This window comes from Nocardiopsis lucentensis DSM 44048, from assembly GCF_000341125.1.
In the GTDB taxonomy this organism is placed as follows: domain Bacteria; phylum Actinomycetota; class Actinomycetes; order Streptosporangiales; family Streptosporangiaceae; genus Nocardiopsis; species Nocardiopsis lucentensis.
Window position 1 is genome coordinate 18,041 of sequence record NZ_ANBC01000712.1, and the last position, 10,354, is coordinate 28,394.

Below are 10,354 nucleotides of genomic sequence, written 5' to 3' on the forward strand. Positions count from 1 at the left end.
CCATGCTGAAGGACTCTTGGACTTATATGATGGTTCGTTATTTTCTGCGGTTGGTGACAGTTATTTTATCTCTTGCTTTGTTGTCTGCATGTAGCCCGTCCGGTAATCAAGATATCTCTGACTGGAGTTCGGAGTTTGGCGAATACATCTCGCAGGACGTTGAGTGGAATTGGTGTCGTACGACAGAAGAGATTCGTCGGGATTTTTTGGATGAAATAAATAGTATTCAGGCGTCAGATCTTTCCTTTCAAGAGTCATTAGAAGCGGAGAGGGAAGCAGAAGGAGTGGCCCAATGGCGTTCATCTCTTGAATGCTCGAGTATCAGGGTTCCACTTGATTACAGCAACCCTGGTGGTGCTGATATCAGTCTCCGGGTTATCCGTAGGAAGGCCACCGAAGATTCTAAGGATAAGACTGGTACTATTATCGTCCATCCGGGCGGACCAGGAATTTCGGGTGTTGATCTACTGAATAGCCCTCTGTTTGAGGGTGAGGCCCTGGGATCTTTCGACCTGGTGAGCTTTGATCAGCGGGGATTTTCTAGCGGCAACAAGGTTGAATGCGTTAGCTCACAATCAGTTGCTGGCATGAGTGCCGTCCTAGATGGGAATGACGATCTCAGTAGTTCTACCTCTTCTTTGCTGGAGGGGGTTGTCGATGCTTGTGTATCCAGTTATGGGGATGACTTTCTTCGTAACATGGGAACAGAAAATGTTGCCCGAGACGTGGATATAATTAGAATTCTTCTTGGTGAAGATCAAATCAACTTCGTTGGTTATTCTTATTCTGCATACCTTGGCATGCACTACGCCAATCAATTCCCTTCTCGTGTCCGTTCATTGGTTCTCGACAGCCCTGTCTCTATGGAAGGTACTGCCCTCGACATGGCACTAGGTCAGTATCGAGCTATCCACAGTGCCTGGGATAGGTTCTCTGAGAAGTGTTCAGAGGATGATCGCCCGTGCCCTGTTGATGATCCATCCTCCCTTTCTTCTCTCATTGAATCTATGGCCGATGAAGGGATCGTAGTTAACGGGGTAGAGGGAGACCGTTATCTTCTTTCTAGTTGGGTAGTTGGTCGTCTATATCGTGAGAGTGACTGGTCGACTCTTAGAGAAGTCTTGGATTATGCTTCGTCGGGGGACATGCAAGAGGTTCAGGGGGTCCTTGATAGATACATCATTGATCCTCTTCATATTTACCAGGGTCCTGCGCTCGCGACATTGTGTGCAGACCGGGGGCATGGTGTTTCTGTGCAAGACTACATCGACGCTTTTGAGAATTTGGAAGAAGAGTCCATATTTTCCGGTATTGCGGTACGGGGATCTCCATGTGCTTACTGGCCGAAGCCTGATTATGTGAGTCCTCTTCCTCTCTCCCAGGCAGACTTCCCTGTACTCGTGGTCGGCGCATCGTTTGATCCTGCAACTCCCTACGAGTGGGCAGATGAACTGGCTTCGCAGTTGTCGAATGCATCATTGGTTACTCATGGTGAAAATTTCCATGCGATTGCTGGGCACAGAGTGAACGATTGCATTGATGGGTTGGTTGAAGATTTCCTGGTTTACTTGGAGAATCCGAGCGAAGATAATGATTGTTCCCGTTGATGTTTTGTTTATTGTGTTTGATTAGGTTATTGGTCTCCGCTGTGAGGTCAGAAAATCCGCACTCAGTAACGCTCATTTCAGTCCCTTTGTCTGCGGCCACATGGTGGTGGGCTGGACTGTTTATCTTGGTGTGCTTGTGTATAGCGACGGTTGTCAGGGGTCGGTGAGGGGTCGCGCGGGGAGCCTCGCGGCTTGGCACTGACAGTGCAGGTCAGGTGGGGTGCTGAGGGGCGTCTACGCAACCCTGACATATATGCCTTCCGCTGGTCTCTCCTCGTCGCGGTGGGGCGGGGTGGGTGAGGGGGCGTGGTTGTCGGGGAGTTGATGTCCAATCCGGGGTCGTGGGTGGCTTCTTTCTGGGGTGAAGGATGTTGTCGACCCGGGAGGTGTGAGCTGATGCGGCGCTTGGACGAGAGCAGGCGGTGCCAGCACGAGCCGCGGCTGTACGCGGTGGGAGGACGAGGTCACCGTCGAGCGCTCGGGTTGCGGAACGTGTGCTCGCAGGCGGAGGGAGCTGCGCTGCGGGTCGCCGGATACTCCGAGCGCCTGGCGCTGCTCGACGATCTGCGCAGGCTCGCCTCGTACCTGGAGGCGAACCCGGACCTGCCCGTGGGAGAGATGACACGGGTGGAGATCGTCTACTTCACCGAGGGGTGCGACGGGTACCAGCAGGACGAGGTGGCGCGTCTGGCGGGCGTGATGGAGGTGGCGCCGCGCTGGGAGGGGGACCACTACGTGAGCGAGAAGCGGATCGGGCAGGCGGGGTACCGCGTGGTGTCCATCCCGGAGAGCGCGAGGGTGAGGGAGAGGCCGCTTCGACGGAGTCGGTGAGCCGTTCCTCTGGTTCGGGCCCTGGGCGTCGCCCAGGGTCTTTCTGTGTGCCGCTGACCTGCGGATAGGCGATAGCTGAGTTATCCACAGAGTTTTGGGGAACCGGTTGCGGAGGCGGGGTCGGCTATCTACTCTGGAGAACAGATTTCGCCTCTGGATTTCCCTCCTCGGTGAGAGTGTCGTTTTCGCACTTGGACACTTCCCAGAACACTTATCGCCTTGTCAGCGATAGGTCAGGGGTTCAAATCCCCTCGTCGGCCCCTGCCCCGAATGACGAGTCCCTTTCGCACCCGTGCGGCCGGAGGGTGGTTACCGAACGGTAGGGTTTGGGCGTCGCGGACGGACGGGAGACGACTGTGCCCGAGCTCGACCTCAGCGCGTTCACCGAGGACAACGACGGCTCACCGAGGCTGCGTGCCTACGTGGCCCGACCTTCGGGGGAGGGGCCGTGGCCGGGGGTGGTGCTGGCCCACGAGGCCTACGGCGTCGACGCCGAGATGCGTCGCCACGCCGACCGCCTCGCCGAACTCGGCTATCTCACCATCGTCCCCGACCTGTACAGCGAGGGCGGCCTGATGCGGTGCATCGTGCGGGTGATGCGGGCCCTGTCCGTCGGGCACGGGCGTGCGTTCACCGACATCGCCGCCGGGCGCGAGTGGCTTCTGGAGCAGCCCGAGTGCACGGGGAGGATCGGGGTCGTCGGCTTCTGCATGGGCGGCGGGTTCGCGATCGCGACGGCTCCCCGGTTCGACGCCGCCGCGCCCCACTACGGCGTCACGCCCTATGACGTGCGCGAGGCCGTCCGGGGCGCCTGCCCGACCGTCGCCAGCTACGGGGCGAGGGACAAGATGGTGCCGGGCGGTGCCGTCAAGCTCAGGGCGGCGCTGGACGAGGCGGGTGTGGTCAACGACGTGAAGGAGTACCCGAACGCCGGTCACTCCTTCATGAACGTCGCGCCGAACGGTCCGCGGTCGCTGCAACTGGTCCTGCGCGCCTTCGGGGTCAAGCGGGATCCCGAGTCGGCCGCCGACGCCTGGCGCCGCCTGGACGCCTTCTTCACCGAACACCTGGGTGGCGGGCGGGGCTGACCGGCCAGACCCGTGGCCGTAGTCCCACCCCCGGTTCGGGGCCGTTGGAGGCGGGGCGGGGAGTATGAGGCCATGGCGAACGAACGCGATGCGACGACAGTCCAGGCCTGGAAGGCGATCGGCGGATCCGCGGACCTGAGCGCGAAGGTGTCCTACCGGGGCGCGGGAGAGGTGCTTCCCGCCGTGCTGCCGGTGCGGGAGCTCGCACGCGCGACGGTGGGGGCGTGCTCGCTCGCCGCGGCCGAGCTGTTGGCCGCGCGCGACGGGGGGACCGTCCCCGGGGTGGAGGTGGACGAAGCTGCGGTCGCCACCGCGTTCACCAGTGAACGGCACCTGGTGGTGGACGGCCGCGCGCTGACCCCCTTCGCGCCCCTGTCGGGTTTCTGGAGGACCGCCGACGGGTGGGTGCGCACCCACGCGAACTACCCCCACCACCGTGCCCGACTGCTGGCCGCTCTGGGGATCGACGGCGGTACCGGCCGCGGCGGCACGAGCGGGAAGGACGACGGCGGGGCGGCGCTGGTCGGGCGACTCACCGAGACGTTGGCGGGGCTCACCGCACAGGAGGTCCAGGAGAGGGTCTACGCGGCCGGCGGCCTGGCGGTGGCCGTGGCTCCCGAGCCGGGCAGGGGGTCGATCACGCGTGGTCAGCCCCTGGCCGAGACCGTGGCGGCCGGGGGGACCGGCGGGCGGCGGTTGTCGCCCGCGGACGTGCCCGCCGCCGGGGTGCGGGTCCTGGACCTGACACGGGTCATCGCCGGGCCGGTCGCCACCCGGACGCTCGCCCTGCTGGGAGCGGACGTGCTGCGCGTGGACTCACCCGGCCTCCCGGAGGACCCCGACAGCCACATCGACACCGGGTGGGGCAAGCGCTCCACCCTGCTGGACCTGGACTCGGCCGAGGGGCGGGGCGTCTTCCTCGAGCTGCTGGACTCGGCCGACGTGGTCGTGACCGGGTACCGGCCCGGATCCCTCGACCGGCGCGGTCTGGCGGCCCGGGAGCTGATGGCTCGCCGCCCCGGCCTGGTCGTCGCCCAACTGTGCGCCTGGGGGTGGTCGGGCCCGTGGGCCGACCGGCGGGGGTTCGACAGCCTGGTGCAGGCGGCTCGCGGTATCGCGGCGATCGAGGCGGGCTCCGAGGGGCGTCCGGGCGTACTGCCCGCCCAGGCACTGGACCACGGCACCGGTTACCTGCTGGCCGCGGGGGTGCTGCGGGCGCTGTGCGAACGGCAGACCGACGGCCGGGGCCGCCTCCTGCGGTTCTCCCTGGCGGGGACCGCCGACTGGCTGCTGAACGACGTCACCTCCGAGCCCGTCCGGGAGGGCGCCTACGAGGCCGCCGACTGGCTGACGGAGACCGCCTCCCCCTACGGGCCGCTACGTCACGCCCTTCCGCCGGTCCGCTACGAGGGATCACCCGGGACCTGGGCCGGTCCCCCCACCCGCTGGGGCACCGACGACGCCGCCTGGCTGGGGTCCGGGGAACAGGGCGCGTGACGGAGGCGGGCAAAGGGCTGGGCAGCCCGCCCAGGGAACGGCCGCGGAACCTTTCGCGGAGCCCTGGAAACGTCGGACGACCCCTGTAGATTACGCGGAGCGCGTCCTCCGGCTGTGCGCGTGGGCGGTGCCGCGGGGAGGACCGACAGACGTGAGGGACGGAGAGGGAGGAGAACCGGAGATGATTCGCGGGCTTCAGGCCGTCGCGTTGGACTGTGCGGAGCCGGTACGGCTCGCGGAGTTCTACGCGCGACTGCTCGGCGGGCAGGTCGTGGTGGATCCCAAGGACCCGGACTGGGTGGAGGTGCGCGGGTTCGAGGGGACGCCGCTGGCCTTCCAGCGGGTGCCGGACTACCGCCCGCCGCAGTGGCCGGGGGAGGAGGNTGCACCTGGACTTCGACGTGGACGACATCGAGGCGGACGAGAAGCGCGTGCTGGAGCTCGGCGCGACGGTACTGGAGCGCACCGACCAGCTGCACCCGGAGGCCAACTGGCGGGTCTACGCCGACCCGGCGGGCCACCCCTTCTGCCTGTGTCTCCACTGAGGGCCGGGACCGCTGAACCCGGGCGGGGCCGTGACCGTCCAGGCACACGGGCCGTCCCGGGACGAGGCGGCCTATGATGCCGCCTATGGCACCCTTGGGCGAGGACGGAACGGCTGTGATCGACGACGGGCGCATCGTGCGCGGTGGCACACGCCGTGCGGCGATCCTCGCCGCCGCGACCCGTGAGTTCGGGCGCAAGGGGTACGAGAGCGCCCGCATCGCCGACATCGCCCGCGAGGCGGGTGTGACGGACGCGGGAGTACTGCACCACTTCCCGCGCAAACGCGACCTCTTCGTCGCCGTCGTCGAGCTACGGGAGGACGTCTACCGCGAGGTCCACGACCACGAGCCCGCCAGCGTCCGTGAGCTGTTCGACGGGATGGTCGCCGCGGTTCGCCGCGCCAGCCGGGACCCGGACCTCGTCCGGTTCCGCAGGATGCTCACCGGCGCGGCGGGTATCGAGGGGCATCCCATCGGGGACCGCCTCCGGAGGAACCTCGAACGCGCCCTGGACATGTTCGTCCCGGTCGTGCGGCGCGGGGTCGAGTCCGGCGAGCTGGCCGCGGACACCGACCCCGAACAGGTCGTCCTGGAACTGCTGGCCCTGAACGAGGGCATCCGGGACCAGTGGGTCACCCTCCCGGAACGTGTCGACTACGTCCGCGCCTTCACCCGCGCGGTGGACTCCCTCCACCGGCGCATCGCCGCGTCAGCCGACCGCCAGTAGCCGGTCGCGCAACCGTGCGAGCGTGCGCGCGTCCAGACCATGTGCCGTCAGGTACGTGGTCGCGCCGCCGTACCGTTCGTCCAGCCGCTCGAACGTCTCCTCCATGACGTGGGCGGGACTGCGCGTGACCAGTGCCTCGACCCGCGGCGTGATCTCGACCCCCATGGCGCGTACGGACGAGAGCACGCCGTCGGCCCACGCTCCGCCGAGGTGGGTCTCGCTCAGTGCGTAGTCGGCGACGACCGCGTCCCGGTCCACCCCCACAGCGTCCAGGAGGAGCGCCACGGCCAGCCCCGTGCGGTCCTTTCCCGCGGTGCAGTGCACCAGGACGGCGCCGTCCCGGGTGTCGGCGACGAGGCGGGCGAGGCGCGCGAAGGTGCGACCGGCGCAGTCCAGCAGGCGCGCGTAGACGCGGTTCAGCGTCGGGACGTCCGTCAGGGCGCCGACGGCGCCGTCCAGTAGGGGCATGCGGACGGTGGCGGGATGCACCGCCGGGGTGTTCGCGGTCTCCCTTTCCGAACGGAGGTCGACCACCAGGGCGAAGTCGTCGCGGAGTGCCGCGCGGCCGGCGTCGGTCAGCCCAGCGGGCCCGGCGGAGCGGCACAGCGTTCCGGGGCGGACGTTCGCCGCCGGGGCGCGTGGCCCTCCGAGGTCGCGGAAGTTGACGAGGCCTTCGGGCGCGCGGACGGGTGTCGTGGTCACGGGGTCGCGTCCTCGGTGTGGGTGGGGGCGGGGCGGTGCGTGGTCGTGGGGGTGCGTCGAAGGACGGAACGGAGGCCGGGCAACACCGCGAGGGAGAGCAGGACCGCGACCGCGCCCGTCAGGTAGAGGGAGGCGTAGTTGTTCGCGTGTCCGGACACCGGGTCCGGGCCGCCCAGGGTGAGGGCGAGGGGGGCGAGCGCGGGCGCGACCGACTGCGGGATCGTCTTGGCGAGGTTGAAGATGCCCAGGTACTTGCCCTTCTCGTCGGCGGGCAGCGTCCGCATGACGAGAGCGAGGTCGATCGAGTAGTACACGCCGAGGGCGAAGCCCGCGATGACCGTGCTGGCCCAGAAGACCGCGAGGTCGCCGCTGTAGGCCTTCATGAGCAGCGACGCCGCCATGGCCGCGGTCGCCGCGACGACGAACGGGCCGTAGTCGCCCCGGCGCGACGCCAGGTACCCGCACGCGAAGGCGGCCGCGGTGTTCAGACCGGCTCCCGCGACCGTCGCCACCGAGGTCAGGGACACCGCGTCCGCCTCTCGCATCCCGAGCCGCTCGATCAGGTAGAAGAGGCCGAACGTCCCCACGATCGTGTAGCCGAACTGCATCACGCAGCGCTGCACCCACACGAGCGAGAACCGCGGTACGCGCAGCGGGTTGAACAGGAACGCCCGGAACACGTCCCGGATCCTGCGGTCGGGGCGTTCGCGGTCGGAGGCGGGAGCGTCCGGGACGGTCGAGCAGACCACGCCCACGATCACGAGCGAGACCATCGGCATCGCCAGCATGACGACGGGCAGGTTGTCGGCGAACACCGCGGCCACCAGCATCGCGGGGACGATACCGAGGAAACCGAAGGCGCCGAACACGCCCGACGCCGTCGCGCGCTGCTCCTCCGGAACCTGGTCGGCGAGCATCGCGTTGAGCGCGGCCAGGACGGCGTTGTAACCGACCTGCCCGAGCGCCCAGGCCGCGGTGAGCCAACCGACACCGGGTGCCACCAGCATGAGGACCGCGCTCACCGCGCCCAGGAGTGATCCGGAGACGATCCACGGGCGGCGGCGACCGAAGCGGGACCGGGTGCGGTCGGACAGGTGGCCCCAGACCGGGTTCGAGACCAGGGCGGCGACCGCCCCGACCGCCGTGACCAGCGCCAGCGAGGCTTCCTTCGTCTCCGGCGCGATCTGCAGGGTTTTGAGGGAGAGCGAGACGACGAGCGCTGTGGCGAGGGGCCCGATCGCGGCGAGTTCGATCAGGGCGAGCAGGTAGAGGCGTGATGTGGGGATGCGCCCCGGTGGGCGAGGGGATCTGGGTGGCACGGCGGCGGTCCTTCGGTCTGTGTGTACTCGTTGGTGAGGTGCTGGGCGTGTGCCCGAGCGTCCGACGCGAGCGTAGGGAGCCGTCCCGACCCCGGAGCTGAATACCTAGTGGCCACTAAGTAATGCTTAGTGAACACTAGGTCCGAGGGGTGTGGTCCCTGTTCAGCGCGTCCTAGCGTGAGCGCATGCACATGATCGACACACCTTCCCCGGCCGCTTTCTCCCCCCGCGTGGAGGAACTCCTCGACACCATGACCGTGGCGGAGAAGGCCGGCGCCCTCCTCGTCGCGCGGGTGACGATGAACCCGGACGGCACCCCGTGGGAGGGCGCGGACGCCGAATCGCCGTTCGGCTTCACCCCGACCACCGAACTGCTCCTCGAGCGCCACGTCGGGGCGCTCACGTTGATGAACATCCCTGGAGTGGAGGAGCTGGCGCGTTGGGGCGAGGCGATCCGGGCCACCGCGGCGCGAACACGGCTGGGCATCCCGGTCGCGGTCGGATCGGACCCCACGCACGGCCGCGGTCGCAACGGCCAGGTCAGCCAGAGCGGCGCGGGTTTCAGCACGGTGACCGAACCCGTCGGACTCGCCGCCACCTGGGACGCGGGGCTGGTCGAGGAGGTCGCCCGGATGATGGCGGGCGAGCTGCGCGCGGCCGGGATCCACCTCGCGCTGCATCCCATGGCCGACCTGGCCACCGAACCACGGTGGGCGCGGGTCGCGGGGACCTTCGGAGAGGATCCCGGGCACGCGGCCGCGATGACGCGGGCCTTCGTCCGCGGCCTTCAGAGCGGCGGCGCGCACGAGAGGGTGCTGGCGACCGCCAAGCACTTCCCCGGCGGCGGCCCGCAGCGGGGCGGTGCCGACGCCCACTTCGAGCACGGAGCGCACACGGTGTATCCCGGGGGCCGCTTCGACGAGCACCTCGTACCGTTCGCCGCCGCGATCGACGAGGGCGTCGCGATGATGATGCCCGCCTACGCCGCGCCGCTGGGCCTCGACCACGACGAGGTGGGATTCGCCTTCCAGCGGGGGATCGTCACCGACCTGCTGCGCGGTCGGCTCGGCTTCGACGGGGTGGTGGTGACGGACTTCAACGTCGTGACGGGCATGCGTCTGCCGCGCCTGGGGATCGAACTGCCGGTGCGCGCCTGGGGACTCCTCCACCTCCCGCCGGTCGAACGCGTCGCGCGCCTGTTCGACGCCGGTGTCGACCAGCTCGGTGGAGAGGACGACCCGACACTCGTCCTGGAGGCCGTCGACCGCGGCCTCGTCACCGAGGAGCGCCTCGACGCCTCCGTCCGGCGGGTGCTGCGGGACAAGGAGCGGCTCGGCCTGCTGGACGACCCGTCAGCCGGGGCGGTCGGCCCCGTCACCGTCCGCGAGCGCGTCGCGACCGCACGGCACACGGCGCTCGCCCGCCGGGCGCAGGCGGCGTCCGTCGTCGCCCTGACGGGCCGTCCGGTCCGTCTCGGCCGGGGCGTGCGCGTCTACGCGGAGGGCGTCGACCCAGGTGTCCTCGCCGGGTACGCCGAACCGGTGGACACCGTGGACGACGCCGATCTCGCGATTCTGCGGCTGGCCGCGCCCTTCGACCACCACCCGGACGGAAGCCTCGAAGCCGCCTTCCACTCCGGGAGCCTGGAGTTTCCGGAGGAGACCGTCCGGCACGTGGAGCGCATCGCCGCCTCGGTCCCCGTGGTCGTCGACGTGTTCCTGGAACGGGCGGCCGTGCTGACCCCGATCGCCGCCATCCCGGACGTGACACTCCTGGGCACCTTCGGTGTGGACGACGGCGTCCTCCTCGACGCCGTGAGCGGTCGGGCGGCCGTGAGCGGACGGCTTCCGTTCGACCTGCCCCGCTCCGACGCGGCCGTCGCCGAGGCCCGGGAGGACACGCCTTTCGACACCGCCGACCCGCTCTTCCGGTTCGGGTACGGCCTGCGCTGGTCCGCCAGGACCTGAGCTCCACGGCCGGACACCGCTCACCTCGGGTCGGCGCGCCCCCCGAACCCGGCTCGGTGACGGCGGTCCGG

At 68.1% G+C, this 10,354-nt stretch carries 8 protein-coding genes and 1 pseudogene; 7 read left to right on the top strand and 2 right to left on the bottom strand.

The features are described from left to right. The first annotated feature begins 2 nt into the window (after positions 1–2). From D471_RS38715 to D471_RS0124990, 6 genes and pseudogenes are all read left to right on the top strand, one after another. Positions 3–1,607, top strand: coding sequence for an alpha/beta hydrolase (locus tag D471_RS38715; RefSeq protein ID WP_083924322.1), 1,605 nt, complete (start codon positions 3–5; stop codon positions 1,605–1,607). Between the two features lie 396 nt (positions 1,608–2,003). Beyond that, a complete protein-coding gene (locus tag D471_RS39185) occupies positions 2,004–2,438 on the top strand; it encodes a hypothetical protein (RefSeq protein ID WP_017601144.1) in 435 nt (144 codons plus the stop codon). A 356-nt stretch (positions 2,439–2,794) separates the two neighbouring features. Next, a complete protein-coding gene (locus tag D471_RS0124975) occupies positions 2,795–3,526 on the top strand; it encodes a dienelactone hydrolase family protein (protein ID WP_152486442.1) in 732 nt (243 codons plus the stop codon). A 72-nt stretch (positions 3,527–3,598) separates the two neighbouring features. After that, positions 3,599–5,023, top strand: a complete 1,425-nt coding sequence (locus tag D471_RS0124980; protein WP_017601146.1) for a CoA transferase — start codon at positions 3,599–3,601, stop codon at positions 5,021–5,023. A gap of 181 nt (positions 5,024–5,204) precedes the next feature. Then, positions 5,205–5,568 (top strand): annotated as a pseudogene (locus D471_RS36055) (VOC family protein). Positions 5,569–5,653: 85 nt separating this feature from the next. Then, positions 5,654–6,295: a TetR/AcrR family transcriptional regulator gene (locus D471_RS0124990; protein WP_026128053.1), complete on the top strand. Its 642-nt coding sequence runs from the start codon at positions 5,654–5,656 to the stop codon at positions 6,293–6,295. On the opposite strand, the gene D471_RS36060 is transcribed toward D471_RS0124990, so the two are convergent. Then, positions 6,278–6,997: a tyrosine-protein phosphatase gene (locus D471_RS36060; RefSeq protein ID WP_017601149.1), complete on the bottom strand. Its 720-nt coding sequence runs from the start codon at positions 6,995–6,997 to the stop codon at positions 6,278–6,280. The genes D471_RS0124990 and D471_RS36060 overlap by 18 nt on opposite strands. Then, entirely contained in the window at positions 6,994–8,316 is a 1,323-nt protein-coding gene (locus D471_RS0125000; protein ID WP_017601150.1) for an MFS transporter, read from the bottom strand. Before D471_RS0125000 ends, D471_RS36060 begins: the two co-directional genes overlap by 4 nt. 185 nt (positions 8,317–8,501) lie before the next feature. Here D471_RS0125000 and D471_RS0125005 point away from each other — a divergent pair, with 185 nt between their 5' ends. Continuing rightward, a complete protein-coding gene (locus D471_RS0125005; RefSeq protein WP_017601151.1) occupies positions 8,502–10,283 on the top strand; it encodes a glycoside hydrolase family 3 protein in 1,782 nt (593 codons plus the stop codon). Positions 10,284–10,354 lie beyond the last annotated feature (71 nt).

Excerpts from the sequence above, each read along its gene's own strand:
- D471_RS0124980 (WP_017601146.1), top strand. The coding sequence starts at position 3,599 with ATGGCGAACGAACGCGATGCGACGACAGTCCAGGCCTGGAAGGCGATC.
- D471_RS0125005 (WP_017601151.1), top strand. The coding sequence starts at position 8,502 with ATGCACATGATCGACACACCTTCCCCGGCCGCTTTCTCCCCCCGCGTG.
- D471_RS38715 (WP_083924322.1), top strand. The coding sequence starts at position 3 with ATGCTGAAGGACTCTTGGACTTATATGATGGTTCGTTATTTTCTGCGG.
- D471_RS0124990 (WP_026128053.1), top strand. The coding sequence starts at position 5,654 with ATGGCACCCTTGGGCGAGGACGGAACGGCTGTGATCGACGACGGGCGC.
- D471_RS39185 (WP_017601144.1), top strand. The coding sequence starts at position 2,004 with ATGCGGCGCTTGGACGAGAGCAGGCGGTGCCAGCACGAGCCGCGGCTG.